The organism is Mycobacterium sp. TH-M11 (genome assembly GCF_057473725.1).
On the sequence record NZ_JBYCLD010000132.1, the window covers coordinates 1 to 3,352 of the forward strand.

Annotated in this window: 7 protein-coding genes and 1 tRNA gene; 2 read left to right on the forward strand and 6 right to left on the reverse strand. The window is 62.3% G+C overall.

Annotation, left to right across the window (positions count from 1 at the left end):
- Positions 1–49 precede the first annotated feature (49 nt).
- From AC2VOG_RS05830 to AC2VOG_RS05845, 4 genes are all read right to left on the reverse strand, one after another.
- Positions 50–433 (reverse strand): HicB family toxin-antitoxin system, encoded by a 384-nt coding sequence (locus AC2VOG_RS05830; protein ID WP_486938973.1) that lies wholly within the window; start codon positions 431–433, stop codon positions 50–52.
- A 2-nt stretch (positions 434–435) separates the two neighbouring features.
- The gene (locus tag AC2VOG_RS05835; protein WP_486938974.1) at positions 436–636 is read right to left on the reverse strand and encodes a type II toxin-antitoxin system HicA family toxin; all 201 of its coding nucleotides are present in this window, start codon (positions 634–636) and stop codon (positions 436–438) included.
- 235 nt (positions 637–871) lie between these two features.
- On the reverse strand, positions 872–1,372 hold the full coding sequence (locus AC2VOG_RS05840) for a DDE-type integrase/transposase/recombinase (RefSeq protein WP_486938975.1): 501 nt from the start codon (positions 1,370–1,372) through the stop codon (positions 872–874).
- A gap of 92 nt (positions 1,373–1,464) precedes the next feature.
- Entirely contained in the window at positions 1,465–1,773 is a 309-nt protein-coding gene (locus tag AC2VOG_RS05845) for a transposase (RefSeq protein ID WP_486938976.1), read from the reverse strand.
- Between AC2VOG_RS05845 and AC2VOG_RS05850 the strand changes: the two genes are divergently transcribed.
- Both AC2VOG_RS05850 and AC2VOG_RS05855 read left to right on the forward strand, forming a co-directional pair.
- Positions 1,666–2,094 (forward strand): hypothetical protein, encoded by a 429-nt coding sequence (locus AC2VOG_RS05850; protein WP_486938979.1) that lies wholly within the window; start codon positions 1,666–1,668, stop codon positions 2,092–2,094. The two genes, AC2VOG_RS05845 and AC2VOG_RS05850, sit on opposite strands and share 108 nt — an antisense overlap.
- Before the next feature lie 195 nt (positions 2,095–2,289).
- A tRNA-Glu gene (locus AC2VOG_RS05855) sits at positions 2,290–2,362 on the forward strand.
- A 154-nt stretch (positions 2,363–2,516) separates the two neighbouring features.
- On the opposite strand, the gene AC2VOG_RS05860 is transcribed toward AC2VOG_RS05855, so the two are convergent.
- Positions 2,517–3,017: a PPOX class F420-dependent oxidoreductase gene (locus tag AC2VOG_RS05860; RefSeq protein ID WP_486938977.1), complete on the reverse strand. Its 501-nt coding sequence runs from the start codon at positions 3,015–3,017 to the stop codon at positions 2,517–2,519.
- Positions 3,018–3,049: 32 nt separating this feature from the next.
- Positions 3,050–3,352: IclR family transcriptional regulator domain-containing protein (locus AC2VOG_RS05865; protein ID WP_486938978.1), on the reverse strand; the 303-nt coding region annotated here is incomplete at its 5' end.

Sequence of the window (3,352 nt, forward strand, 5' to 3'; positions counted from 1 at the left end):
CGCTGAGCAGCTAGCTCGACGAGGGTCTTTTCGTTGTGGACGCGCCGGTCTAACCTGCTTTCGCAAGTTGGCTGATGCGCTGCGGAGACACATGCAAGAGCGTCGCTGCGTCGCGCACAGGCACACCCTCGCGGGTGAGGGCGCGCGCGAACTGCTTCGCCGCCTCAGCGGCTTGCGCTTGAAGGTCGTCCGCTTGGCGGCGTAATTCTTCAACCCGATTCGCCGACTCGGCGATATCAACACCCGAAACCTTAATGCAGACAACGTGAACGGCGATTTCAGCGAGAGGGGTGTCGGTGCTGACAGCGATGAGGCTGCGCGCCATTTCTTCGATTTCGTCGACGCGACGAGCTTGCGTGACACCTTCAATCTCGGGGACGTAGATCATCCACCAGCGACCGTCGCGCTCGACACCGACTTTGTACTCGTGCATCGTCACTTTCCTTTGCTGTCGTCGATGGCCTGATTGACTTTGCGAACCACACCCGGCGATATCGTCTTGTGGCTGTCGGGCAGCGCGATCCACGCGCCTGACGGGTGCGTCCATTTCGAGTGACGTCCGTCCGTGCTGGTGCGCTCGAATCCTGCGCCCTTGAGCCGCTTTGTGACTGATCGGGTTGGTTCTTCCTTGACCATGAGAATAGTCTAGCTCGGTAGACAATTTCTAGTCAATCGTGCTAGACGAAAAATAGTGCAGGTCAGGATGGCATTTCGAACGCGTTTGCGCAGCTGTTAGAAGGCCGGATCTTCGTCACGCCAGAACGGTCCTTCGCCCTCGTCATCCTCCGCCATCACCGGCATCGCCACAGACGGAGCGGGCAGAACCCGATCGACCCGAAACCACGACGCGGGACCGAAGTACACCTCCGCGTTACCCGAACGAAGGATTCTCAGCGCGCCCGCGACCAACTCGAACTTCGTCACATCGTCGAACTCGACCGGGTCGCGCCATCGCACTATGAAGCGCTGCGGTGGCCAATCGGGCCTTCATCCGGGAGTCGATCGAATATCCGACGATGCGGTTGGAGAACACGTCCTTGATCGCACACAAGTACAGCTTTCCTTCCCTAGTGCGATGCTCAGTGATGTCGCTGAGCCACAACTGATTTAGCGCATCGGCGGTGAAATCGCGCTCGACAAGATCGTCGTGCACCGGCGGACCCACTTTGCCGTTCTCGCCACGTTTGCGCTTGCCGAACGCGCTCCACCAGCGATTGTCGGTGCACATCCGCCAGGCGGTGCGCTGCGCCATCGGTTCACCGGCGTCGCGGGCTTCCTCGACCAGGTAGCGGTAGCCGAACTCCGGATCGTCTTTGTGCGCGTTGAACAGGGCATTGGCGCGGTAGACCTCGACGACCTCCGCCTCGGTCACTGGGTTAGCCCGCCAACGGTAGTAGGGCTGGCGAGCGAGCTTGAGTACCCGGCACGTCACGGCCACGGGAATCCCGTCGGCGGCGAGCTCACTTACGAGCGGGTAGATCCTTTTCCCGGCAGATTGGCCTGCGACAGATACGCAGCAGCCCGGCGAAGGACCTCGTTCTCCTGCTCCACCAACCGATTACGACGCCGCAGATCCCGTAACTCCGTAGAGTCGCTGGCTCTCTTGCCAGGCTGGGCGCCCTCGTCGATATCGGCTTGACGCATCCACTTGTGCAGCGTCATCGGGTGAACACCGAAATCGGTGGCGATCTGCTCGATCGTCACACCGTCGTCGCGGTTGCGCGCAACCCGCACGACATCGTCACGAAACTCTCTCGGGTAAGGCCTGAGCACAACGACATCCTTCCAGCCAGCCCGTCACGGGCAAGCCAACTCAGATGTCACCTATTCGTGCAGCAGACACTGAGCCTGCGCTTTGATTTTGAAGGCTTTGGTGTGCTCGCGCCCGATGGCGTCGACATAGCTTGCCCGCCAACGACGCCCGCTGCCGTGTCGGGTGCTGGTTTGCTTCTCGGTGGTGCCGTCACTGTGACGGACGGTCTTCGTCCAGAGGTCTTCGACAGCGGCTCGACGGTTGTGCTTCACAGGTCACCTTTTCTGCTGGGTTTCGCTGTTCGCTGGTACGCAGTGAGCGCATCTGTTACGCAGTACTGACAAGCGAGTTCCGTCAATCTTAACGCAGGCAAGGCTCTGACCTGCACGTTTACAATGTCAGCAAGACAGCTTGACGCTCTAAAACGCGAGATCATGCTCTAGGTTCGAGTCCTGGTACCCCAGCAAAAACGGCCCATCACAAGCGATTAGGTGGGCGTTGAGCAGTGAGCTATGCTGACTGCTCGGATCGGTTCCGGCCCCGTCGTCTAGCGGCCTAGGACGCCGCCCTCTCACGGCGGTAGCGTGGGTTCGAATCCCATCGGGGCTACTCATCCTTCACCCCAGCCACTCGTGGGCTGGTCCGGCTTTTGCGCATCGAGATCGACGTTTTGGCGGCAAAGTTCGAGTGCGGGCATGCACAACGTCGATCTCGACGCCGGGGAAGACAACTCCCGGCCCCCGACGAACCTACAAGCCAGCCACTAGCCCGCTGCGGGGGCGGTTGAACCGCCCACCGGCATCGCCGGAATGCCGAGCTTGCGGTGGTCCCACGACCGGGTGCGTTGGGCGACGATGCGCACCGCGACCCGCTTGTTCATCATCATGTCGACCGCGGGCTTCATCTCGTCGGTGTAGGGCCCGGTGTAGCGCTCCCACACACTGACGCCCACACGGAAGATCACCTCCGGGTCGTCGACGATCTCGGCGACCCCTTCGAAGGAGACCCCGCGCAGCGTGTCGTAGGTGTCGCCGGCTTCGATCATGAAGCTCACCCGCGAATCGCGCGTGAGGTTGACGGCCTTCTGTGACTTGGCTTTGGTCTCCAGCCAGATCTCGCCGTCGACCACGCCGTACCACATCGCGGTTAGATGCGGCTGTCCGTCCGATCCGATGGTGGCCAGCGTCCCGGTACGGCTACTGGCGACGAAGTCGGTGATCTCCGTCTCGGACATGACGATCTGCGCGCGCTGCTTCGTTCCCATGGCGACAGTGTCTCAGTTCACGAATTCGCGTCTCACAACCGCCTGGTCAGTGCGTCGGCGGCCGCCAGTAAGTCGGCCGCCCAGCGCGCGCCCGGCCGGCGACCCATGCGATCGATGGGGCCTGAGACCGAAATCGCGGCGATCACCATGCCATCCGCGTCGCGCACCGGCGCAGACACGCTCGCCACGCCGGGCTCGCGTTCGCCAGCGCTCTGCGCCCAGCCTTGTCGGCGCACTTCGGCCAGCGCGCGGTCGCCGAACTTCGCGTCGGGCAACACCTCCGCGCGGGTTGCGTCATCGCCGAAGGCCAACAGCACCTTGGCGCCGGAACCGGC

Bases quoted from the DNA above. Each gene is read 5' to 3' on its own strand.
- AC2VOG_RS05830 (WP_486938973.1), bottom strand. From the start codon at position 433: ATGCACGAGTACAAAGTCGGTGTCGAGCGCGACGGTCGCTGGTGGATG.
- AC2VOG_RS05835 (WP_486938974.1), bottom strand. From the start codon at position 636: ATGGTCAAGGAAGAACCAACCCGATCAGTCACAAAGCGGCTCAAGGGC.
- AC2VOG_RS05860 (WP_486938977.1), bottom strand. From the start codon at position 3,017: ATGGGAACGAAGCAGCGCGCGCAGATCGTCATGTCCGAGACGGAGATC.